Raw genomic sequence first — 22,485 nt, 5'->3', positions numbered from 1 at the left:
ACAGGCGTTCTTTTTTTAACTATATATAATTTCCTTATTATTATATTGTGAAAATAAACACAGAATAAAATGCCTAAAATGATAACGCTTTTACCAAATAATTGCATAAACAAGTTTACAAAATTTTACTTCTGTTACGAAATGGTCGTGAACCGTAGTATTTTGTATTATTTCATTAAAATTAACGGTTTATGTCTAAATTATGGCATAAATTTAAGGACATTGACGATAAACGAACATGTATCCGCTTTGCGGGCTTTTGAGGACGGTGGTAAGCTTCATTATGCTAATAATCGACAAGAGAATCAAAGGGGGAGACACATGGACGTTCTCAAGCAATTGCATGACTACTATCGCAGTAAAAGGAGTTATTTGTACCTTTCTATTTTATGTCTTGCAACCGCTACCGCGCTCGGACTGGTATATCCAAATTTACTCAGAATTTTGATTGATGATGTGATTAAGCTGAGGCGATTTGATCAAGTTCCGATGCTAGCACTAGCTATTTTTGGTGTCGCTATTTTGAAAGGAATTATGCAATTTTTACATGGCTTTTTTGGAGGACGTCTTGGTAATTATATTGCATATCGACTTCGCAACGCTTGCTACGAAAAACTACAATTTTTATCCTTCCGTTATTATGATACGGCGAAGACAGGCGATTTAATGTCACGTCTAACAGGTGATCTGGAAGCAATCCGTAACTTTATCGGTTTTGGATTTGCTCAGTTATTGAATGTGTTTATGATGGTTATTTTTGGCTCGATCGTCATGTTTTCAATGAACTGGCAACTGACACTGGTTACACTGATATCGATCCCTTTTCTTGTCTTTGTCGCTCTCAAATTTGAATCTCGTATTCACCCTGCTTTTCAAGAAATGAGACTTGCTCTGGGTTCTTTAACAACAGCGGTTCAAGAAAATATTACAGGTGTACGAACCGTCAAATCTTTTGCTCGTGAGCCTCATGAAGTGGATAAATTTGCTGTTCGTAATGAACGCTATCGTACCAATCAGATTCATGCAGCAACTCTATGGAGTCGTTACTTTCCGGTGATGGAATTACTTGCTTCGGTCTGTATAGTGATTTTGCTTGGATTTGGCGGAACATTAGTAATTAACGGTTCACTTACACTCGGAGAATTGGTCGCTTTCTTTACACTGATCTGGTATATTATCGGGCCCATGTGGGGACTGGGATTTCATATTAATAACTACACGCAATCCAAAGCCTCTACCGAACGAATCTTAGAAATATTGTATCAGCGCGTAGATGTCAAAGATAAAGATACAACCAGTCATATGAACATCCATGAAGTGAAAGGTCATGTTACATTTGAACATATGACATTTACTTATGGTAATCAATTGCCTGCTGTTATAGATATTAATTTGGATGCGCCTCCAGGCTCGGTTATTGGCTTATTAGGTGGAACAGGTTCAGGTAAATCGACGATTATTCAGCTACTGATGCGCGCATACAATGTGAGTGAAGGAAGTATCAAATTAGACGGAGTAGATATTCGAGATATTCGAATTGAAGATTTGCGTTCTCAAATTGCTTCGGTATTTCAAGAGACATTCTTATTCTCATCTACGCTTAAAAATAATATCGCTTATGGCATGAACAAAGTAACAATGGAAGATATTATTCGCGTGTCCAAGCTTGCCAAAGCACACGATTTTATTATGGAGCTTCCTCAAGGATACGATACGCTTGTAGGAGAACGAGGTATGGGATTATCCGGTGGACAAAAACAGCGGATTGCTATCGCTCGTGCATTACTTAAAAATCCCAAAATTCTTATTCTTGATGATGCAACCAGCGCAGTAGATATGGAGACAGAGCACGAGATCCAATCTGGATTTCAGGAAGTAATGAAAGGCAGAACCACATTTATTATTGCTCACCGTATTTCTTCTTTACGACATGCCGATGAGATTCTAGTGCTAGAAGAAGGACGGGTAGTACAACGTGGTAAGCATGAACAATTAATCGATGTACCTGGCGCATATCAAGATATTTATCGTGTTCAGTATGCAGATCATATCGAACGGCTTCAAGCAGCAGACGATCTGTATCTCTCTCATGATAAGAATCAAACAGATGTCCCTAATGATACACATAGTGAGCAGGTGAGAACATATGAGTAATATTTCAGCCAAAGAATCGTTGAAAGAACAACAAAAGCAATCATCTTCATCTATAACACGTGTTGAAGATCGATTTGTCTATCAAGATGATGAACTGATTGATAAAGCCTTTAACTGGTCACAATTTGCTCGATTATTTGGTTATATTAAGCCTTATGCCAAGCAACTATTACCTTTTATTATCTTAATGATGGTGCTAGGTACAGTCACCAAGTTAGCTGTTCCTTACATTACAGGGGTAGCGATTGACAAAGCTATTCAACCGGCTACAGGTGCTCCTAGTCTAACCTTACTCTATGGTCTCACCGCATTAGCATTAGGATTATACCTGATTCAATGGGCAGCCAATGCCTACCGGATCAAATATACAAATATTATTGGACAGCGCGTGATCTACGATCTTCGTTCCGATCTGTTCAGTCATATTCAGCGCTTATCGTTTTCCTTTTTTGATAAACGTCCTGCGGGTTCTGTGTTGGTAAGGGTTACGAATGATGTGAACTCTTTGCAAGATTTATTTACTAACGGTGCAGTTAACGTTATGATCGACTGTGTACAATTGCTCGGTATCGTCGTTATTTTGATGTTGATCAATTGGAAATTAGGACTGGCAGTTATGCTAACCGTACCGTTAATGTTCTTCGTATCTACCAAGCTACGCAAAATTATTCGTTTATCATGGCAAGAAGTAAGGATGAAAAACTCACGTATCAATTCGCATTTGAACGAATCGATTCAAGGTATTCGTGTTACACAAGCGTATACACAGGAAAAAGAAAATATGAAATACTTTGATAATATGAACGCTTCTAGTAAAAAATCGTGGGACAAAGCATCTGCGCTTAACCAATCGTTCGGGCCATTAATAGAAATTACCGGTGGACTTGGATCGATGATTTTGTTCTGGTATGGAGCGACTTTAATAGCGAGCGGCGAGATTATGATCGGTACACTGGTTGCTTTTGCCAGCTATGTAGGGAACTTCTGGGACCCGATTAACCGTCTGGGCAACATGTACAATCAATTGCTTGTAGCGATGGCATCGTCTGAACGTATTTTTGAATTTATGGATGAACAGCCTTCAGTCGCTGATAAGCCCGGTGCACAACCGATACCACGTATCAACGGAGATATTGTTTTTGACAAAGTCACTTTTGAATATGTAGCTAATCGTCCTGCACTACGCGAGATTGATCTACATGTTACGGCAGGACAATCTATTGCACTTGTTGGACATACCGGTTCAGGTAAATCGACGATTATTAATCTGATTAGTCGATTCTATGATATCAAAAGCGGTACGATTAAGATCGATGGATATGATATCCGCGATGTGACGCTGGAAAGTCTACGTGGACAGATCAGTATTGTGCTTCAAGACACGTTTATTTTCTCAGGCACGATTAGAGATAATATTCGATTCGGACGACTGGATGCAACCGATGAAGAAGTGGAGAATGCAGCCAAAGCAGTACATGCTCATGCGTATATCGAGAAGCTTCCTAAAGGATATGATACAGAAGTCGAAGAACGTGGAAATGTGCTCTCTATGGGGCAACGCCAACTGTTATCATTTGCCCGCGCCTTACTTGCTGATCCAAGAATTTTGATTTTGGATGAAGCGACAGCCAGCATTGATACCGAGACAGAATTACGTATTCAGGAAGCGCTAAAAGTACTGCTTCAAGGACGAACTTCTTTTATCGTAGCTCACCGTCTATCTACGATCCGTCATGCCGATCATATTGTTGTTTTGGATCACGGTCAGATCAAAGAAGAAGGAACACATGCAGAATTGATTCAAAAACAGGGAATTTATAATGGATTAATCGAAGCGCAATTCCGCTTTTTGTGACAATTTTCGACTTAAATAAGCTTTGAAACCACGAATTATACGAGAATTGTCAAAAAATTTAGGTAAAGTGACTTGCAATCTTGCTCATTAGGTAAGAGAATAGAAAGTGTCATCACATTGTAAAGTTTAAAAGGAAATTCGTCGGAAATTTTACAATGTGCTAGCAATTGTTGAATTGTAGAAGATTCAATACGCAAAATGACGTAAGCAGTACCATGTAGGTTGCAGTGCAAAACATGTGTATAAGGGAGTGCTGTCTATCATGTGGGGGGCCCCAAATTCTCGTCAAGCGAAACGGATGTTGATGCTTGGGAGTGGAGAACTTGGCAAGGAAGTAGTGATCGAAGCTCAGCGGCTCGGTATTGAATGTATTGCTGTTGACCGCTATCCGGATGCACCTGCGATGCAGGTTGCTCATCGTTCTCATGTGATTGATATGCTCGATGGCGACAAGCTAAGAGAAGTCATTATCAGTGAACAACCGGATTACATTGTACCTGAGATTGAAGCGATTGCGACAGATGTTCTGGTAGAACTAGAGCAAGAAGGCTACAATGTAGTGCCTACCGCAGTTGCAGCCCAATTAACGATGGATCGTGAGGGGATACGCCGTCTGGCATCCGAGACACTTGGATTGCCTACTGCTGCGTACCGATTCGCTGATAATTTGGAGCAACTGAAAGAGGCTGTTGCAGTACTTGGAACACCCTGCGTAGTAAAGCCGCTTATGAGCTCGTCTGGCAAAGGGCAGAGCGTATGTCGTACACCTGAAGATGCTTCGGCATGTTGGGATGCGGCGCTTGAAGGAGCAAGAGGCAAATCAGTTCGTGTTATTGTAGAAGCTTTTGTTCATTTTGAAAGTGAGATTACACTGCTTACGGTGCGTTGTGCCTCTGGAACGTTGTTTTGTCCGCCAATCGGTCATATTCAACGCGATGGAGACTATGTGGAGTCGTGGCAACCGCACCCAATGACTGCATCACAGCTAGAAGAAGCGCAACGTATTGCTGCAACCATTACAGAACGTCTGGGTGGATACGGATTGTTCGGTGTCGAACTCTTTCTAACCCCGGATGGTGTTGTATTTAGCGAAGTGTCGCCAAGACCGCATGATACAGGAATGGTTACAATGATTACTCAAGATTTATCAGAGTTTGCTCTGCATGTGCGAGCGATTCTTGGTTTTGAGATCCCGAGTATTCACTTATTAACCCCTGGTGCATCAGCGACACTCAAAGCAACACAAGCTTCCAAAGATTTTGTCGTTGGCGGAATAGATGAAGCATTGAAGTTACCTCGTACGCAAGTACGTGTATTCGGTAAGCCGGAGACCAAGCCGGGTCGCCGAATGGCTGTAGCTCTCAGTGCGGATGAAAGTGTGGAAATCGCGCGGAAGCGAGCCGTGCAAGCGGCAGCTCTGCTAAAAGAGGAGTATGTACATGTCGACTAGTGTATTAATGCCTGTTGCAGAAGTCCGTAAATTCGAAAGTAAAGATGTTCAAGCTCTAACTGCTTTAATGCGTGAACTTCGTTATCCGATGACGGAAAGTGTACTGCGCGACCGGATGGAAGCGCTGGAAGGCAAACCGCAATTTTTGACTCTTGTTGCAGAACGTGAAGGACAGGTCGTCGGTATGATCGCTATGTACCGTGAGACTTCATATGAGACAGGACAACAGACTTCACAAATTACAGGTCTAATCATTTCTGCGAATTATCGTGGTCAAGGTATTGGACGTGAATTGATTGCTCAAGCTGAAAAGCAAGCAAATGAAGCTGGAGATCACTCTGTCTATGTAACAGGAATGAACCGTGACGAACGTCTATCCTCATGCTCTTTTTATCAACATATGGGCTATGAGAAGATCGGATGCCGGTACATTAAAAAAATGTAATTCCGCTATACACAGCCACACCTTTAGAAAAGGCATCAGAGCTATCTCTGGTGCCTTTTTGCTTTGCAATTTGGAGCAAAGTTGGAAATGAAATACCATTAGATGGTAAAATACATGGTGATTCTGAATCTAAAGGAGGAACACCATTGAACAATAAACGTACTTTATTCAAGCGTATCACCTCAACTGCTGCCGCAGCAGTCCTTGTAGCTGTAACGATAGCAGCTCCTGCTCAAGCTGCTACGTACCATGTGAAATCAACTTCTAAACCTTTATATGCCAGTCAGAGCGCTACAGCCGATACCTCTGCATTTGCAGACCAAGTCGTAGAACTAGTGAATCAGGAACGTGCCAAAGTAGGTCTCAAAGCGTTATCTGTAGACAGCAAGCTCCAAACGATGGCACAGGATAAAGCAATCGATATGTTCAAAAATAATTATTTTGATCACACATCACCAACGTACGGAACCCCTTTTGAAATGATGAAAACCTACGGTATCAGTTATCGTGCCGCTGGGGAGAATATCGCCAAAGGGCAGACTTCTCCTGCTCAAGTCATGAAGTCATGGATGAACAGCTCCGGTCACAAAGCCAACATTCTCAGTTCCAATTTTACTGCTATAGGCGTAGGATATCAGAATGGAGTATGGGTACAGGACTTTATAGGAAAATAAAATCAGACAAAAGTAAAATTAAAGAAAAGTATAGTGATTTTTGAGTGATAAGATTTAAAAAGAAATACCCAAATACCTGTTTCCTTTCTTTTTGAGAAGGAAGCAGGTATTTTTATATACTTATAAGAAGTATAATCGTTACATATCGATAGTGATTAGGGTAAAGAAGAGTACATTATCGTCATGTAGCAACACATAGAGGAGACAACAAGCGATGAAAACGATCAAATATTGTACAAAAAATGAAAAATTAGGTACAAAGCAAGTATATAAAGCACTTAAAAAAGAGTTCCCCGATATCAAACAAAAACAAAAAAGTTGCTTGAGTGAATGTAAATCTTGTCGTAAACAACCGATCGCTTTAGTAGGTAAAAAAACTCTTATATGCGAAGAAACGCCTGAACTATTGTATGCCAAATTGGTCGAAATGATTCATGCTTCGGATGATAAAAAAGGGAAAAAAGAAAAAAAGAAAGCAAAACAATAATATTAAAATGTAAATAAGTAGATATGAAGAAGGTGGTAGATCAATCTCAACCATCTTCTTTTTGCTATATTTATTATTAAAATCGATGTGATAGTTTCTAACTGTTTGGAAGTTGCGTACGTACTGTATATAATAGATAGATAACCTATCTTAATAATGAACCGCGAGTCATCATACCAAGTGGCAGATGTTGTTCATATTTTCAGCACAGGAGGACAAATTATGAAATCATCCAAATCGTCAGTACGTATCTGGCGAATCACAGGTATCTCATCTATTGTAGCCACGATTGTATTGATTGGCGGCTTTATTTATGCGATTTCTGATGTATTACATCCTGTAGGTAGCACGTATACAGGTACGGCATCTACAGATCCTGCCACAAGTGAAACAGCGACATCCACCGCTAATGCAGACGGTTCTTTTCGGGTGACAGTGTTGGGCGATTCGCTTGCTAAAGGTACAGGAGACGATGATGGTAGCGGATTTGCTCGTCGTACTGTAGATTTACTGCAAAAAGACGGCAAAGATGCTAAATTAATCGCTAATCTAGGCATTAACGGACAAAAAACAGCAGCGGTTTTATCTTCACTAGAACAACCGGGTGTACAACATGTTTTGCAACAATCGAATATGATTTTTTTATCGATCGGTGCTAATGATTTATTTAACGCCGGTGAAGCACTAGGTAATAATCAGCAACAAGCACCAACCCAACAACAACTACTAGCTAATCTTCCCAAAGCAAGTAAAACACTACAACAAATATTAGAGCGGATCGCTAAAATTAATCCAGATGCTCATATTTTGTACCTCGGACTGTATAATCCATTTTCTGATTTACCTGAACTGCGTATACCCGGTAATGAAGCAGTTACCACGTGGAATACGACAGCAATGAATATTATTAATAGTCAATCTAATATGTCGCTGATCCCTACCTTTGATCTATTTCAGCAAAATATAAATAAATATTTATCTTCTGATCATTTCCATCCTAATGGTACAGGTTATGAACAAATTGCAGAACGTGTCGTCCAAAGTATCGAATAATGATTGATAGCGTATATGGAAATGAGAGAGGAGCTAGACCATGATCGATTCGAAGTCTACAGTTACCCATTCGCAGTCTACATCATCTCAAGAAGAGATTGTATTATCTGTGCAACATGTCAAAAAGAAAATCGGCAAAAAGTGGATTATCAAAGACGTCACTTTCGAAGTCAAAGCAGGTGAAATTTTTGGCTTTTTAGGACCTAATGGTGCAGGTAAAACAACGACTATTCGAATGTTAGTCAATTTAATTCGTCCGACTGAAGGAACGATAAATATTTGTGGCTACGATGTCACCAAGCAACCGGAAAAAGCATTAGCATATGTCGGTTCAATCGTTGAAAATCCTGAAATGTATTCCTATCTGACAGGATGGGAAAATCTGGAGCATTTTGCACGTATGCAGCCAGGAGTTGATGAGAAACGGATTCAAGAAGTGACTGAAATCGTTCGGCTGGATGAGCGTATTCACGATAAAGTAAGCAAGTACTCACTAGGTATGCGTCAACGACTCGGCATTGCTCAAGCGTTGTTAGGTCGCCCTAGATTGCTTATTTTGGATGAACCAACCAATGGACTTGATCCTAAAGGGATTCGAGATATGCGTATTTTTATTCGTGAATTAGCAGCGCAAGGTATGGCTGTATTTGTATCCAGTCATTTATTAAGTGAGATCCAACTGCTTTGTGATCGGGTAGCGATTGTAGGGCGAGGAAGCGTGATTGCTGTAGGTGGAGTGACTGAACTGGTAGAAGATACACAGCATCTGGTGATTTGGGAACTAGAGCCTCAGATGCAAGGAGAACAGATTCTACAATCTATTCCTTCTATTCAAGTGCTTGATTTAGAAAGTTCTAATATCGATAACGATACAGCCGCTTCGCTTCGAACGAACTCCATTATCACAGCGACACCGGAAGAAGATATCTCAACAACGATAGCGACTCTTGTACAAGCAGGGGTTCAGATTCATAATGTACGCAAACTTAGCCCGACGCTGGAACAACTATTTCTGGGCGTGACAGAAGGTGAATTTATTGAATAGTATATGGCCATTGGTACAGAATGAGACAATCAAAATCATTAAGAAAAAAAGATTTTATGTCGTGCTATTGGTTTTATTGGTACTGGTACCGATGTTTACTTATGCACAGATGCGTCAAGCTCAGGAGAATCGCACAAAGTTTGGTGAAGACTGGCGTGTGGAATTACAGCAAGCGATCACCGATAATCAGAATTCTTTAGGTAGTGATCGTGTACCCGAAGAATGGAAAAAGTATCGTCGTGTGTTTGTACAACAGATGCAATATTATTTAGAAAATGACGTGAATCCAAATGAACCGGGCGGAGTTACATTTACGCGTGAGTTTTTGGACAATTCCAGTAGTTTATTTATTCCACTGCTGATTATGACTATCGCTTCTGATCTTGTATCTGCTGAACGAACAGGCGGAACGATTAAAATGTTGCTGACAAGGCCGATTCGCAGGTGGAAAGTATTATTGAGTAAATTGATTACGCTGACGATGTTTGTCTCGCTGATTGTCGTCTGTACCTTTATTATTTCCTATGTGATCTCAGGTGCAGCATTTGGCTATAGTGGATTTAATATCCCTGTATTTACCGGGTTCCAGCCAAGCGATACCGGAACCGATATGAGTACAGTACATGCTGTAGCACAATGGCAATTTATTTTGATGCAAATGGGACTGATCTGGTTTGTCGGTTTGACAGTTGGGTTACTTGCCTTTATGGTATCTGTGTTGGTGCGTAGTACCGCAGCCAGTATTGTGATTATGATGGCTTCGTTGATCGCAGGAACGATATTGACCAATATGGCGGCTTCTTGGAGCACTGCTAAATATTTATTTATGGTCAATCTGGGATTAACGAATTACCTGTCAGGTAGCCCGGCACCAATAGAAGGAATGACTTTGCCATTCTCACTAGGGGTATTAGCTGTATGGGCATTCGTATCTGTTATTATTTCGTTTGCTGTTTTTACAAAAAGAGATGTACTCAATTAAAAAGTATGTTTTGTATGCCTGCTAATCTTATTTAGGATCAGCAGGCAAGTTTATTTACAAAAGATCATCCATGCTAATATAATGGGAAATCGTAGAATAATGCTAGAAGTATCTTTACGAAATGAAAAGATTAGATTACACTTAAAAGATAAATGGAAACATGTGTTTGCATTATAGAAATAACTTGAGCGATAATTACATTTTATGTAAATCAAAATGGTCGACAAAATAAAAGCGTATGATATGATAGTTCGGGGTCAAGCGCGATTATTGATTTACCTATGGTATAATTTTCGACTAAGATTTATAATGCTAATCGAAGGTCTAACAGAACAAAGCAATATTTAGATTAAAGAGGGGGACCATGAATGGTCGAAAAGATCGATTCACTCACAAATTCATCCCGTGGTAATGTTAATCCGCCAGTTTCCGGGTATGATGCTGACGACATTCAGGTGCTTGAAGGGCTGGTTGCCGTACGGAAACGTCCGGGGATGTATATCGGTAGTACAAGTTCATCTGGGCTTCATCATCTCGTATGGGAGATTGTGGACAACGCAGTTGACGAGCATTTGGCAAAACATTGTTCAAAAATTGAGATTTCACTGAACAAAGATGGTTCAGTTACAGTTTTTGATAACGGACGCGGTATTCCGACAGGAATGCATAAAAGTGGAGTACCTACACCACAGGTTGTATTTACCATTTTGCATGCCGGAGGTAAATTCGGCGGTGGAGGATACAAAAAGTCCGGAGGTCTACATGGAGTTGGTGCTTCTGTAACCAACGCTTTATCTGAGTGGCTGGAAGTAGAAATTTATCGTGATGGTGGTATTCATCGTCAACGTTTTGAATATTGGGTTGATAAAAAAGGCAAAGAACATGTCGGTGAACCTGTAAGTGGTCTAGAAGTGATTGGCAAAACCAAAATTACAGGAACAAAAGTTACATTCAAACCAGATATTCGTGTGTTCCAACAAGGGATAGCATTGAATTATGATACGCTTGCTGAACGTCTGCAAGAGATTGCTTTTCTAAATTCAGGACTAGAAATTTTGCTAAAAGACGACCGTAATGATAAAGAAGATCGTTTTTATTATGAAGGTGGAGCTAGTCAATTCGTAGAATTTCTGAATGAAGGTAAAGATGTATTGCATGATGTTATTCATTTTAATATTGAACGTGAAGATATCGAAGTCGAAGTAGCGATGCAGTACAATGCAGGGTATACCGAGACGCTTGCTTCATTTGTTAACTCCATTCCTACACGGGGCGGCGGTACACATGAGACAGGATTCAGAACAGCATACACTCGCGTATTAAATGATTATGCTCGCAAAACAGCGCTTATCAAAGAAAAAGATAAAAACCTCGAAGGTGGAGATTTACGTGAAGGCATGATGGCGGTAATCAGCGTCAAAATGTCAGATGTAGAATTTGTGGGTCAGACCAAAGACCAACTGGGTAGTTCTTCCGCACGTGGAGCAGTAGATGCTGTCGTCGCTGAAAATATGCAACGTTTTCTTGAAGAAAATCCACAAGTCGGCCAAAAACTGATTAAAAAAGCGGTTCAAGCTTCTCGTGCACGCGAAGCGGCTCGTAAAGCACGTGACGATATGCGTACAGGACGCAAACGCAGTGAAAGTTCGAATCTGAACGGTAAGCTAAGCCCTGCGCAATCCAAAGATTTTTCTAAAAACGAACTATTTATCGTCGAAGGAGATTCGGCAGGTGGTTCTGCGAAGCAAGGACGAGATTCCAAAATTCAAGCGATCTTACCACTCAAAGGTAAACCGATGAATCCAGAGAAATCCAAACTTGCTGATGTGATGAAAAATGAAGAGTATCGGGCGATTATTTCTGCTATTGGAGCAGGAGTAGGAACAGAATTTGCGATAGAAGATAGCAACTACTCCAAAATCATTATTATGACCGATGCGGATACCGATGGTGCTCATATTCAAGTCTTATTACTGACGTTCTTCTACCGTTATATGAAGCAATTGATCGATAATGGTAAAGTCTATATTGCTCAACCTCCGTTGTACAAAATTTCTCAACGTGCAGGTAAAAAATCGCAAGAACGTTATGTATGGACAGACGAAGAACTGAACCAATCGATGAAAGAGTTTGGCAAAAACGTCGATTTGCAACGCTACAAAGGATTAGGAGAAATGAATCCCGAGCAATTATGGGAGACAACGATGAATCCTGAAAGTCGTACGTTATTGCAGGTGCAGATCGAAGATGCTGCCAAAGCAGAGCGTCGTGTATCTACGCTAATGGGTGACAAAGTCGATCCTCGTAAACGTTGGATTGTAGAAAATGTAGACTTTACAGAATATGTAGAGTAATACACTAGATAATATGTAAATTGAATTTTAGTAATGATGAAACTAAATGAGCCGCTGCGTTAGTGCAGATGGAAGTGAGCATCATACCGTACTTGGTTGGAATGGTATTCACTTCCCTCTGTACTCTGCGGCGGCTTCAAAATTATCCGGCGATAAGCTCGGAAGGTAAGGTGAACGGATGGCTATTGAAAATAACGATAAATTTTTGCCAGCATTTCTAGAAGAAATCGTTGGAGACCGTTTTGGTCGCTACTCTAAATATATTATTCAAGACCGCGCAATTCCTGATGTTCGTGATGGATTAAAGCCGGTACAACGCCGTATTTTGTACGCGATGTACGACTCGGGCAATACTCCTGAAAAAGGATACCGCAAATCTGCCAAAACGGTCGGTGATGTGATGGGTAATTATCACCCTCATGGTGATTCATCGATCTATGATGGTATGGTACGGATGGCACAACCATGGAAAATGAGTCATACGCTTGTCGATGGACATGGTAACTGGGGATCTCCTGATGATGATCCAGCAGCAGCGATGCGTTATACAGAAGCACGTCTATCTTCGATAGCGATGGAAATTTTGCGTGATATTGATCGCAACACTGTACAATTTAAAGATAATTTCGATAATACGACGCAAGAGCCGGTCGTTCTACCTTCTCGTTATCCTAACTTGTTAGTGAACGGAGTAAGCGGAATTTCGTCTGGTTTTGCTACTGAAATTCCTCCGCACAGTCTGCGCGAAGTGATTGAAGGCTGTATTGCGTTAATGGAGAATCCAGAAATGGAATTGCCTGAATTGATGAATTATATCAAAGGCCCTGATTTTCCAACAGGTGGTACAATTATGGGCGGAGACGGCATACGAGATGCATACTCCACAGGAAAAGGACGTATTTACGTACGTTCTAAAACTGAAATCGAAACATTACGTGGCGGCAAACAACAGATCGTTATTACCGAGATTCCTTATCAAGTTGTTAAAGTTCGCCTTGTCACTGCGATGGAAAATATACGGCTTGAGAAAAAAGTAGAAGGTATCGCTGAAGTTCGTGATGAAAGTGGACGCGATGGACTACGAATCGTTATTGAACTGAAAAAAGAAGCAGATGCACAAGGAATTCTTGCTTATTTGCTCAAAAAAACCGATCTACAAGTTACTTATAACTTCAATATGGTAGCGATCGTAAATAAAGCTCCTCAGCAAATGGGACTTAAAAGTATTCTAGAAGCTTATATTGCTCATCAACGTGAAGTGGTGACCCGTCGTACACAACATGATCTTGATAAAGTTGAAGATCGTGCACATGTATTAGAAGGTCTGGCTAAAGCACTAAATGTATTGGATGAAGTCATTGCAGCGATCAAAGCGTCTAAAAACCGTCAGGATGCACAAAATAATTTGCAATGGATGTTTGGTCTTACTGAACGCCAAGCAGATGCTATTTTGACGCTTCAATTGTATCGCATAACCAATCTAGAAATTAATCAGGTTGAAAAAGAACTGAATGATATCCAGAAAAAAATTACGAATTTCCGTGCAATTCTTGGTAGCGATAAAAAGCTAGTCGGATTGATCAAAAAAGAATTGATGGAAATTCATGATAAGCATGGTATCAATCGTCGTTCGATTATTCAAGATGAAGTTGAAGAATTAAAAGTTAATCTTGAAGTGATGATTAATTCCGAAGATGTACTGGTTAGCCTTTCTAACGATGGTTATATTAAGCGTACCAGTATGATGTCTTTCAATCGTTCCGGTGGAGAACGTAATGGATCAGGTGCTAAGGAAGATGATTATATTCGTGATGTGATAAATGTAAATACACTCGATAGTCTGCTTGTATTTACACAGCGAGGACAATACTTCTTATTGCCTGTTCATCAGATTCCTGACTTCAAATGGAAAGAAACAGGAAAAGCGATTGTAAATATCATCCCGATGACTCGTGAAGATCGAATCGTAACGATGATTCCGGTTCGCAATTTTGAAGAAGAACAAGCAGATTTGATCTTTGTCACCAAGCGAGGTCAAGTGAAGCGTACAGAAATTAAAGAGTATGCAACCAAACGTTCAGGAGCAGTCGCTGCTTGTAAGCTAGGGGATGGGGATGAAGTGATCTCAGTCACCCGGGCAGGACAAGCAAGAGACTTGATGCTAATTACCAAAGACGGTATGAGTATCCGTTTCCGCGCCGAAGAAGTCAATCCAATGGGTCGTGTAGCAGCAGGTGTACGTGGGATTCAATTGGTTGGAGACGATGAAGTTGCTGTAGTCTTATGGGTAGATGGAGAAGAAGGACAATTGATGGTCATTACCGATCTCGGTTATGCCAAACGTACTTCATTGTTACAGTATCAGACGCAAAGTCGCGGTGGTAAAGGATTATCTACTTTTGAGTTCAAAGAAGGTAAACGTTCCAAACCTAATGGCAATCGCATTATCGGTGCTTTTGTGTGTGAAGAACATCGTTCATTCCTAGCTATTTTACCTCCTAATCGCATGATCGGATTCAATAGCAAAGCCGCACTACAAACCGATGAACGTAGACATATTGGTAAACAGATTGTCGAAATGGACAAAGCAGATACGATTACCGGAATTGTAGAAGATTTATCATCTAACGGCTCTACCTAATTTTTTAAGTGAAAATAAACTAGAAATACAACATAAGTGCTCTCGCTACGTTCCAATTAGCTAGAGCACTTTATGTTTATAAACAGAGTTAATAAGCCATTTCTAATATTATAATTCTAATGTAGCCAATCATACAATATGGCTTTTACCAATAAATAATTCCTTTCGCTACAGAAGCAAATTCATGATAGAATAAATTTTATGTGATTTTAATAGTTGTATTACATATAAGCGAATCGACTTATCTAATAATTGAGGTGGAAAAATGAAATTAAAAACGATAGTATACGTTATGATTACCTTGTTAGTTGTGATCTCTACTGTAGCTATACATCCTGTTGATGCAGCAAATACGATCACCGTACAAACCAAAACCTATAAATACAAAGGTCAGCCGTATGTTCAACTGACAGGTGGCAACAAAGAAATTATAGCTAAAATTAACAAGACTTTAAAAATTCATGCAGTGCATGCAGCGAAGTATGACACTGAAAACAAAAAAACAGATAAAAGTTATTTTTATTTGACAGATGTAAGTGTGAAGTACAATCATGATGAGAAAATATCTATAATCTATAGTGATTACTTGTATACAGGTGGAACACATGGTATGCCTGCATCGATAGATTATAATTTTGATTTGAGAACAGGAAAGTTATTACATCTAAATAGTGTAATTACCAATAAAAAGCAAATGAATAACTTGAAAACGTCTCTTTCTCAAAGTTTGCAAGCTAAATACGATGCTGGAGAAAATATATTTCAAGAAGCTATTTTAGATTTTAACATTGACAATAAAACAACTTTTTACTTCTACAATAAAGGCATTGTTATTCGTTTCAATCAATACGAAGTTGCACCTTATTCAGAAGGAACGATAGATATTAAAGTTCCTTATACTGCAATCAATCAATAATGATTTGATTTATCCGATTATTGAAGAAAGTAATGCTAAACAACTATTATGTATAATAAAATTTCATGGCTAAAAAAAAGCTTTTCCGCTCCTTGATTACAAGGCAATGGAAAAGCTTTTTTTATTTAAAATTGATGAGATATACTTCAACATATAATATCGATCGTAAATTACTTCAACTTCGTTTGCTCCAATTCAAGCTCTAATCGTTGCTTCAATTGCTCATAAATATCACTTGACCATTCAATCCATGGCTTAGTCTGTGGAGGAAGTGAGATCATAGAGATCATTCGACCACCGACAGGATGAGGAACAGCAGTCAGGACTGACCATAATGCTAATTGTTCACCGCGACGGTTTACTTCAGCACCATACTTTTGATCCCCAAATAACGGATAACCTGCATGAGACATTTGAATCCGAATCTGGTGAGAACGTCCGGTATGCAAATGAATTAAGACTAGCGCTAGATTCAAATCCTTATTTTGAGCGAGTACTTCATAATCCAGTACAGCTTCTTTACCACCCGTAGTTCCTGCTGGTACTACTGCACCTGTATTAGTGCGTGCATTTTTGAGAAGTACGTCTTTAAGTGTTGCTTTGGATACAGTAGGAATACCACGTACAACCGCTACATAACGTTTTACCATCGTACGACTACGTACAGATTCGGACAAACGAGAAGCCGCTTTGGATGTTTTGGCAAATACCATCGCTCCGCCTACCGGACGATCCAGACGGTGGATCAATCCCAAATAGACATTGCCTGCTTTGTTATAACGCTCTTTGAGATCTTCTTTGATCAACGTCAGCATATCTGGATCACCTGTTGGATCTTCTTGAGAAGGAATATTTACTGGCTTTACAACGCCGATAATATGATTGTCTTCATAAAGAACAGGAATCGGTTCTCTACCTTTAGTATTTGAATGTTGTTCCATTTGTTATTCCTCAGCTTTCCCAGCGTCCAAGAATACCACAAGGTAAATTCAGACCTGAGTTCGTGATAGGTAGACCAATTTCACCAGAAGAAAGGGTACCACCGTAACGTTGTTGCATTGTCATATTCAAAATATTAGACAACACGGTAGGAGCGATTCCTGTTGTATACGAGTTGATCAGCATAAATAATGGATTGTCAGACATAATCGACAAGCAAGATTCCAGGAACGGATACAGACTGGATTCCAATTTCCACATTTCGCCACCAGGGCCACGTCCATAGGAAGGAGGGTCCATAATGATTGCATCGTATTTGTTACCACGACGTTGCTCACGTTGTACAAATTTAAATACATCATCTGTAATAAAGCGTACCGGGCGATCGCCGATACCAGACAATTGATGGTTTTCTTTTGCCCATTGCACCATGCCTTTAGCCGCATCTACGTGGACGACATCAGCGCCTGCATAAGAAGCAGCAGTCGTCGCTCCACCAGTATAAGCGAATAAGTTTAATACAGTGATAGGACGACCTGCATTTTTGATTTTGTCCATCATCCAGCTCCAGTTCGCTGCTTGTTCAGGGAATAGACCGGTATGTTTGAAATTTGTCGGTTTGATATGAAAATTCAGATCGCCATAGCGAATATTCCAGCGTTCTGGAATTTTGCGTTTCCATTCCCATTCGCCACCACCTGAAGCGCTACGGTGATAATGCCCGTGGACTTGATTCCAACGCGGGTCTCGATCTGCGGATTGGAGAGGCCAGATGATCTGCGGGTCTGGACGACGTAATAAGATTTCTCCCCAACGCTCCAGACGCTCACCTGCGCCCGTATCAATTAATTCATAATCTTTCCATTGATCAGCAATATACATGTAATAATCCATCCTTATATTTTATTTCTCGATAGATATTGTCTAGGTACAATCATCTATATACAGAGTAGCCTATAAAGCCATCTTTATCAGTTTACCGCATTTCATTGTATAACAATAGATGAAAGGAAGATATATTTGATTTCTACTCTCAAAAAAACAAAAAGTACGGTATAAATCTTTTATATCATATTAGATTAGCTAAAACATAAGTTCAATTAAGCAAATATTGTGCTTTTATATACACTTTATTACGCATTATCTATTGGTCAGAAGAAAAAGAACATTTAAATAACAGACGAAAATATCCGTAAAACAAAAATAAATTACAAATTTAAAATTCGTTGTTGACAATGAGAATCATTATCAAGTATGATCAATCCATGGAAAACACATATGCGGGAGGATTACAATGTCTAAAATATTAGTGGTGTTCGCCAGCATGACTGGGAATACAGAAGAAATTGCAGATTTGATTGCTGAAGGAATACAATCCACAGGTGGAGAGGTTGAACTCAAGCAAGCAATGGACTGTGATGCGGATACTCTTTTGGAATACGACGCAGTACTCCTTGGCGCTTATACTTGGGGAGATGGCGAATTGCCAGATGAATTCCTCGACTTTTACGAAGATATGGATCAATTAGACCTTGCCGGTAAAAAAGCCGCTGTATTCGGAAGTGGAGACACTTGTTACGAACAATTTGCAGCAGCTGTCGATATTCTTTCGAATAAGTTGCAAGAGCGTGGTGCAGATATCGTAGTAGAAGGGCTGAAGATCGAATTAAATCCTTCATCCGACGAGAAGGAAACTTGTCGTGAATTCGGTAAAAAATTTGCAAGTGTAGCAGTAAGTGTAGGGTAATTCCTAATAACTTGCTCACTAGCTGACACAAAAGTAGATGTAATAAAAGACTTCGTATGACTGGAAAGCAGGTGTTAAGCATATATGAATTATTCTACCGATCAGGCTTCACCTGTTTTGCAGGACTACAAGCTGGAAGAATGGCTACGCATGACATATCGTAATCAAGATCAGTCCGTACCTACACGCAAAGCATCACGTAACCAGACTTCGCCTATTCATTGGAAGCAACGGGTACAATTTGCGATAGGACATGCGATTAATCGTTATTACAGTATGTCACCAGAGCTAAGAGGGATTAGTGATATTGGTCAACTGGTTGATTTCCGTTGGCCCAAGCGTATCTCTTACTTTGATCATGAACAACAGTACTGGCAAGTCAAAGATCTGGTAACGAATAATATTCGCAAGTTGCTTGCAGCTAATGAATATGCACCTTACCCGATGATGTTGTATGAACAGCATCAGACTTTGGTTCCAGAACTGCAAACAGACTTGTCGGTTATTTTTCAAGTAGCATGGCAAGTGTCTGAACCAACAGCGCAACCGGATGATTCATCCGGACACAAGAGCCTGATCGTTCAGAAGTTTATCGTTGATGATGATCCTTATACAGCAGAAGCTTTTATTCATCTATCTTCTGTGTTTTGCCAGTCTGCTTTTGGTAGATTACCTGAACGAATCGATATTTTTTCGATTATGGAAGGGACAGTACAGCGACATTATCCTTCACCGGAAAAAGTGTCTGCCTCACTGGATTATCTTCATTTATTACAACATGTCGTACCAGGCGGAACTCAAGTCTGTGAACATTGCAGACAGAACGCTGGTGTGACATCCCTAGCTCCTTCGTGGAGCCTCATGTAGGTGGACCAAGAAACGGGTCAAAATCCCCCCATCTTTTTGACCCGGATTCTTTTCACAATATAAGCAAGACCAACGAACATACGGCTTTCCTGTTACAGGGAATAGAGACCATTTATCCTTCCGTTCCAGTCACATGATACGGTTAAGATAGATGAACCTCTAAGAAAAAGCGTTTATCCAGGCATGGACCGGACCTCCGTGCTTGGTATAAACGCTTTTTCTGTGTTTGCTATTAGGTTTAAATTTCAGGCATCGGTGGAGAGTACAGATAATAATCTTGAATATCTTGATGTTGGAACCCGCATGATTCATACAGATAAAGTGCACGATCATTATCAGACACTACATTAAGCCACACACTATGACCTGCTTGACTTTCAGTAAGAGCGACCTGACGCAATGCACTTCGCCCGATACCATGTCCACGTAGCGCTGGATCGATCACAAATCCGTAGATCCAACTATGTTCTCCTTCATAATCTACTTCTATTTTCCCAACAGCTATTCCTGCATGCTCAATAACGATCAATTTACGTGTTTTGGAACGATTGGGATTGGCGAGTGTCGCCAGTGTAGAAGCTTCACTAATAGCAAAAGCATCTGCATCCAATCGTAACCACAAAGGAATATCGCTATCATTAAAGGGACGCAATACCGCCGTTTCCGGTTCATCTACAATAAGATGATTGTGTTCGTTATCCAGTTTGAGCGTGTACTCAATACTGTGTAGAACGACAGGTCTGGTATGCACCCATGCTTGACCGGAGACCGAATCACGAGGCACATTGAGCAGTACTTGCTCGGCGTCTACCAATTGCCCGCGACTCACCGCGTGTTCCCACAATTTTGTAAATACACCCCGTCTACGATAAAGAGGATGAGTCATTCCACATACTTCAATATTTTGTCCCATACGATAAATGCCTAGAAATCCAATCAATAATTTACCTTCATAATGGAAAAAGTCTTCTACACTTCCGGGAGCACGATTTTTAAGCATATCCCAGTTTAATTTGAGCATAATAGAATCTTCTTTTTCACAAAGAGCCTGCAATTCCAATATATCTGATAACTGCTGAAGTTTGAGCATAGCTGTACCTCTTTTTTCTGTATTTAATAAAAAGATGATCGATAGACATTATCGATGGCTATGCCGATAAGATCATAAAGTTGATCTTGCACATGTAACCAATGCCTATTATTTTGGTCAGTCTACGTATAATTATATAAGGAATATACTAGATAAAGCTATCTAAGTTTTACAAAATAAAAAAGCATTCGTAGTCACCGGTCAGGTAGAACCACGAATGCGTCCAGTTAATAATAATAGAATAAATGAAATTAGAATCGTAATAATCGTTAAGCTCCATGCTAGTGGCATATTGTTAGCATCGACAGCAAAGTAAATCGCTGTCGGGAGGGTCTGCGTTTTACCGGGAATATTACCAGCGACCATAAGAGTAGCTCCAAATTCTCCGAGCGCTCTGGCAAAAGCAAGCACAAATCCTGTAACCAGAGAGCGCCATGCCAGTGGCAAAATCATATGCCAGAGTAATTGCAATTCGGTAGCCCCTTGAGAGCGGGCGGATTCCAGTACATCTTTATCAACCAGAGCGAATCCCGTTTTGAGTGTCTGATAAGCGAGTGGAAATGAAACTACAGTAGCAGCAATAATCGCTCCTGTTACGCTAAATACAATCGGTTGATGTGTAAGCCATTCTGCTAATTGTCCAATCCAACTGCGTCTACCCAATATCGTTAATAATAGTAGACCGACAACAGAAGGAGGCAAGACGAGCGGTAACATAAATACAGTCTCTACTATAGATTTGCCGGGAAAAGAATAACGATTCATTGCCATTGCAATCCCAATACTCAGTAAAAAAGCAAGTGTTCCAGCGATACTAGCAATTTGTAAAGAAAGCAGGATCGGCGAACCGATTATATCCCATGACCAGACAAAAGAACTCATGAGCCTGAAGAAGCCTTCACAAATCCATGTTTGACAAAAACGGCTTGCGCTTCATCTGTCTGCAAATAATCGTAAAAGTCAGCGACTTCTTGAGGATGAGTAGTTGCAGAGACGATTCCAGCAGGATATAGAATCGGATCATGACTATCTGCTTTTGTGGTAAAAGCAACTTTTACGCCATCTGAATCCATCGCATCTGTTTTGTATACAAATCCTGCTTCAGCATTCCCTGTTTCTACATAAGAAAGAACTTGCTTCACATCTTTGGTAAGCACAAGTTTGGATTGCAATGAATCCCAAAGACTTGCAGATTCTAAAGTCTGCTTCGCATACATACCCGCCGGAACAGATTCAGGTGTACCGACAGCTATTTTTTTGATGTTTTCATTAGTGAGGTCTTTTGGTGAAGTTAAAGAGAAAGAGCTATCTTTGGGTACTACAAGTACAAGCTGATTAGCTAATAGATCTTTTTCGTGAGCTGTATCAATCAGCTTAGCACTTAGTAAAGCATCCATTTGTTTGCTACCTGCTGAAAAGAAAAGATCTGCTGGAGCACCTTGTTCAATTTGTTTCTGTAATGTACCTGAAGCGGCAAAATTAAAAGTAAGACTCACATTAGGATGTTGTTGCTGATATAACGTTTTGATTTCTTGCAGACTATCGGTTAAGCTTGCCGCCGCCGAAATCGTTAATTGCACAGGTGCATCTTGAGTAGCTGTAGCACTATTTTCAGTGGAAGTTGTTGTAGGAGTAGTAGAGTTATCTGTACTGGATGTTGTTGTGGTGGATGAGCAAGCACTGAGCATCAAGAGCACACATACAAGCATAGCAGTCATACTTAGACGAGATGTAAGCGAAGCAGAACGAAGTGAACGTAAAGAAACTAGAGATTTCAACAAATATT

20 protein-coding genes are annotated in these 22,485 nt (G+C 40.2%); 15 read left to right on the top strand and 5 right to left on the bottom strand.

Annotation, left to right across the window (positions count from 1 at the left end):
• Nucleotides 1–321: 321 nt before the first annotated feature.
• The 13 genes from QE450_RS10780 (at nucleotide 322) to QE450_RS10720 (ending at nucleotide 16,056) form a co-directional block, all read left to right on the top strand.
• Entirely contained in the window at nucleotides 322–2,154 is a 1,833-nt protein-coding gene (locus QE450_RS10780; RefSeq protein WP_307299295.1) for an ABC transporter ATP-binding protein, read from the top strand.
• Complete coding sequence (locus QE450_RS10775) at nucleotides 2,147–4,009, top strand: ABC transporter ATP-binding protein (protein WP_307299293.1); 1,863 nt, start codon at nucleotides 2,147–2,149, stop codon at nucleotides 4,007–4,009. The genes QE450_RS10780 and QE450_RS10775 overlap by 8 nt, the downstream gene beginning before the upstream one ends.
• A gap of 262 nt (nucleotides 4,010–4,271) precedes the next feature.
• The gene (purT, locus tag QE450_RS10770; protein ID WP_274172448.1) at nucleotides 4,272–5,459 is read left to right on the top strand and encodes a formate-dependent phosphoribosylglycinamide formyltransferase; all 1,188 of its coding nucleotides are present in this window, start codon (nucleotides 4,272–4,274) and stop codon (nucleotides 5,457–5,459) included.
• Complete coding sequence (locus QE450_RS10765; protein ID WP_161594173.1) at nucleotides 5,449–5,904, top strand: GNAT family N-acetyltransferase; 456 nt, start codon at nucleotides 5,449–5,451, stop codon at nucleotides 5,902–5,904. Before purT ends, QE450_RS10765 begins: the two co-directional genes overlap by 11 nt.
• 146 nt (nucleotides 5,905–6,050) lie before the next feature.
• On the top strand, nucleotides 6,051–6,578 hold the full coding sequence (locus QE450_RS10760) for a CAP domain-containing protein (protein ID WP_373461969.1): 528 nt from the start codon (nucleotides 6,051–6,053) through the stop codon (nucleotides 6,576–6,578).
• Nucleotides 6,579–6,792: 214 nt separating this feature from the next.
• On the top strand, nucleotides 6,793–7,065 hold the full coding sequence (locus QE450_RS10755; protein WP_273612804.1) for a DUF1450 domain-containing protein: 273 nt from the start codon (nucleotides 6,793–6,795) through the stop codon (nucleotides 7,063–7,065).
• Nucleotides 7,066–7,287: 222 nt separating this feature from the next.
• Nucleotides 7,288–8,118, top strand: a complete 831-nt coding sequence (locus tag QE450_RS10750) for a GDSL-type esterase/lipase family protein (protein ID WP_307299284.1) — start codon at nucleotides 7,288–7,290, stop codon at nucleotides 8,116–8,118.
• 40 nt (nucleotides 8,119–8,158) lie between these two features.
• On the top strand, nucleotides 8,159–9,163 hold the full coding sequence (locus QE450_RS10745; protein WP_307299281.1) for an ABC transporter ATP-binding protein: 1,005 nt from the start codon (nucleotides 8,159–8,161) through the stop codon (nucleotides 9,161–9,163).
• Nucleotides 9,156–10,145: an ABC transporter permease gene (locus tag QE450_RS10740; protein WP_273612801.1), complete on the top strand. Its 990-nt coding sequence runs from the start codon at nucleotides 9,156–9,158 to the stop codon at nucleotides 10,143–10,145. The genes QE450_RS10745 and QE450_RS10740 overlap by 8 nt, the downstream gene beginning before the upstream one ends.
• A 368-nt stretch (nucleotides 10,146–10,513) precedes the next feature.
• The gene (gene parE, locus QE450_RS10735; protein ID WP_273612800.1) at nucleotides 10,514–12,499 is read left to right on the top strand and encodes a DNA topoisomerase IV subunit B; all 1,986 of its coding nucleotides are present in this window, start codon (nucleotides 10,514–10,516) and stop codon (nucleotides 12,497–12,499) included.
• A gap of 46 nt (nucleotides 12,500–12,545) precedes the next feature.
• Complete coding sequence (locus tag QE450_RS10730) at nucleotides 12,546–12,668, top strand: hypothetical protein (RefSeq protein ID WP_273612799.1); 123 nt, start codon at nucleotides 12,546–12,548, stop codon at nucleotides 12,666–12,668.
• Nucleotides 12,669–12,677: 9 nt separating this feature from the next.
• Nucleotides 12,678–15,140 carry a DNA gyrase subunit A gene (gene gyrA / locus QE450_RS10725; protein ID WP_373461968.1) on the top strand — a complete coding sequence of 821 codons (2,463 nt, stop codon included), beginning with the start codon at nucleotides 12,678–12,680 and terminating at the stop codon, nucleotides 15,138–15,140.
• 265 nt (nucleotides 15,141–15,405) lie between these two features.
• Nucleotides 15,406–16,056 (top strand): DUF3298 and DUF4163 domain-containing protein, encoded by a 651-nt coding sequence (locus QE450_RS10720; protein WP_307299274.1) that lies wholly within the window; start codon nucleotides 15,406–15,408, stop codon nucleotides 16,054–16,056.
• Nucleotides 16,057–16,226: 170 nt separating this feature from the next.
• On the opposite strand, the gene QE450_RS10715 is transcribed toward QE450_RS10720, so the two are convergent.
• Together QE450_RS10715 and QE450_RS10710 are read right to left on the bottom strand one after the other, a co-directional pair.
• On the bottom strand, nucleotides 16,227–16,997 hold the full coding sequence (locus QE450_RS10715; RefSeq protein WP_307299271.1) for an RluA family pseudouridine synthase: 771 nt from the start codon (nucleotides 16,995–16,997) through the stop codon (nucleotides 16,227–16,229).
• 10 nt (nucleotides 16,998–17,007) lie between these two features.
• Nucleotides 17,008–17,877, bottom strand: coding sequence for a class I SAM-dependent methyltransferase (locus QE450_RS10710; protein WP_273612797.1), 870 nt, complete (start codon nucleotides 17,875–17,877; stop codon nucleotides 17,008–17,010).
• A gap of 412 nt (nucleotides 17,878–18,289) precedes the next feature.
• Here QE450_RS10710 and QE450_RS10705 point away from each other — a divergent pair, with 412 nt between their 5' ends.
• Nucleotides 18,290–18,742, top strand: coding sequence for a flavodoxin (locus QE450_RS10705; protein WP_273612796.1), 453 nt, complete (start codon nucleotides 18,290–18,292; stop codon nucleotides 18,740–18,742).
• Nucleotides 18,743–18,826: 84 nt separating this feature from the next.
• The gene (locus QE450_RS10700) at nucleotides 18,827–19,609 is read left to right on the top strand and encodes a hypothetical protein (protein ID WP_307299266.1); all 783 of its coding nucleotides are present in this window, start codon (nucleotides 18,827–18,829) and stop codon (nucleotides 19,607–19,609) included.
• Nucleotides 19,610–19,847: 238 nt separating this feature from the next.
• Here QE450_RS10700 and QE450_RS10695 read toward each other — a convergent pair whose 3' ends face one another.
• The 3 genes from QE450_RS10695 to modA all read right to left on the bottom strand — a co-directional run bounded on the left by QE450_RS10695 (nucleotide 19,848) and on the right by modA (nucleotide 22,387).
• On the bottom strand, nucleotides 19,848–20,699 hold the full coding sequence (locus QE450_RS10695) for a GNAT family N-acetyltransferase (protein ID WP_273612794.1): 852 nt from the start codon (nucleotides 20,697–20,699) through the stop codon (nucleotides 19,848–19,850).
• A gap of 201 nt (nucleotides 20,700–20,900) precedes the next feature.
• A complete protein-coding gene (gene modB, locus QE450_RS10690; protein ID WP_301262167.1) occupies nucleotides 20,901–21,581 on the bottom strand; it encodes a molybdate ABC transporter permease subunit in 681 nt (226 codons plus the stop codon).
• The gene (gene modA, locus QE450_RS10685) at nucleotides 21,578–22,387 is read right to left on the bottom strand and encodes a molybdate ABC transporter substrate-binding protein (protein ID WP_373462043.1); all 810 of its coding nucleotides are present in this window, start codon (nucleotides 22,385–22,387) and stop codon (nucleotides 21,578–21,580) included. The genes modB and modA overlap by 4 nt, the downstream gene beginning before the upstream one ends.
• Nucleotides 22,388–22,485: the final 98 nt, after the last annotated feature.

This window comes from Paenibacillus sp. SORGH_AS_0306, assembly GCF_030819345.1.
Lineage (GTDB): Bacteria > Bacillota > Bacilli > Paenibacillales > Paenibacillaceae > Saccharibacillus > Saccharibacillus kyungheensis.
The sequence above is the reverse complement of the archived record's forward strand: the minus strand, read 5'-3'. Positions and strand labels throughout refer to the sequence as shown.

What these genes read in the sequence shown, in the direction of transcription:
- QE450_RS10755 (WP_273612804.1), top strand. Translation starts at nt 6,793, where the DNA reads ATGAAAACGATCAAATATTGTACAAAAAATGAAAAATTAGGTACAAAG.
- modB (WP_301262167.1), bottom strand. Translation starts at nt 21,581, where the DNA reads ATGAGTTCTTTTGTCTGGTCATGGGATATAATCGGTTCGCCGATCCTG.
- QE450_RS10780 (WP_307299295.1), top strand. Translation starts at nt 322, where the DNA reads ATGGACGTTCTCAAGCAATTGCATGACTACTATCGCAGTAAAAGGAGT.
- purT (WP_274172448.1), top strand. Translation starts at nt 4,272, where the DNA reads ATGTGGGGGGCCCCAAATTCTCGTCAAGCGAAACGGATGTTGATGCTT.
- modA (WP_373462043.1), bottom strand. Translation starts at nt 22,387, where the DNA reads ATGCTCAGTGCTTGCTCATCCACCACAACAACATCCAGTACAGATAAC.
- QE450_RS10720 (WP_307299274.1), top strand. Translation starts at nt 15,406, where the DNA reads ATGAAATTAAAAACGATAGTATACGTTATGATTACCTTGTTAGTTGTG.
- QE450_RS10765 (WP_161594173.1), top strand. Translation starts at nt 5,449, where the DNA reads ATGTCGACTAGTGTATTAATGCCTGTTGCAGAAGTCCGTAAATTCGAA.
- QE450_RS10730 (WP_273612799.1), top strand. Translation starts at nt 12,546, where the DNA reads ATGAGCCGCTGCGTTAGTGCAGATGGAAGTGAGCATCATACCGTACTT.
- QE450_RS10745 (WP_307299281.1), top strand. Translation starts at nt 8,159, where the DNA reads ATGATCGATTCGAAGTCTACAGTTACCCATTCGCAGTCTACATCATCT.
- gyrA (WP_373461968.1), top strand. Translation starts at nt 12,678, where the DNA reads ATGGCTATTGAAAATAACGATAAATTTTTGCCAGCATTTCTAGAAGAA.
- QE450_RS10775 (WP_307299293.1), top strand. Translation starts at nt 2,147, where the DNA reads ATGAGTAATATTTCAGCCAAAGAATCGTTGAAAGAACAACAAAAGCAA.
- QE450_RS10710 (WP_273612797.1), bottom strand. Translation starts at nt 17,877, where the DNA reads ATGTATATTGCTGATCAATGGAAAGATTATGAATTAATTGATACGGGC.
- QE450_RS10715 (WP_307299271.1), bottom strand. Translation starts at nt 16,997, where the DNA reads ATGGAACAACATTCAAATACTAAAGGTAGAGAACCGATTCCTGTTCTT.
- QE450_RS10705 (WP_273612796.1), top strand. Translation starts at nt 18,290, where the DNA reads ATGTCTAAAATATTAGTGGTGTTCGCCAGCATGACTGGGAATACAGAA.
- QE450_RS10750 (WP_307299284.1), top strand. Translation starts at nt 7,288, where the DNA reads ATGAAATCATCCAAATCGTCAGTACGTATCTGGCGAATCACAGGTATC.
- parE (WP_273612800.1), top strand. Translation starts at nt 10,514, where the DNA reads ATGGTCGAAAAGATCGATTCACTCACAAATTCATCCCGTGGTAATGTT.
- QE450_RS10695 (WP_273612794.1), bottom strand. Translation starts at nt 20,699, where the DNA reads ATGCTCAAACTTCAGCAGTTATCAGATATATTGGAATTGCAGGCTCTT.
- QE450_RS10700 (WP_307299266.1), top strand. Translation starts at nt 18,827, where the DNA reads ATGAATTATTCTACCGATCAGGCTTCACCTGTTTTGCAGGACTACAAG.